At 45.8% G+C, this 271-nt stretch carries 1 protein-coding gene; it reads left to right on the forward strand.

The features are described from left to right. Positions 1–271, forward strand: a 271-nt coding sequence (locus tag NXS07_RS22705) for a hypothetical protein (RefSeq protein ID WP_258087661.1), incomplete at both ends; no start/stop codon positions are given.

The following is a 271-nucleotide window of genomic DNA, read 5'->3' on the forward strand; positions in this document are numbered from 1 at the left end:
ACCCGCTGTTTGCTGTTTTAAATATTCCTACTTACCAGGGCGAAAACGGACAGCCTGCTTTACGTCCGGGTGCAACTGTTGGATGGGTAGCACAAAAAGATACAGCCAAAGTAAATGCTTACTTCCGCACACCTGAAGTTGCAGCGATCATTCCGCAAAGCATGAAATTCATGTGGAGCGTTAGGCCAATGGATGGTACCAAGGTTTTCGAAATGTATGCGATCAAATCTATCAACCCTGATGGAAAACCAGATTTAGGTGGCGAAGCCAT

The sequence above is a fragment of the Xenorhabdus bovienii genome, from assembly GCF_024721015.1.
Taxonomy (GTDB): Bacteria; Pseudomonadota; Gammaproteobacteria; order Enterobacterales; family Enterobacteriaceae; genus Xenorhabdus; species Xenorhabdus bovienii.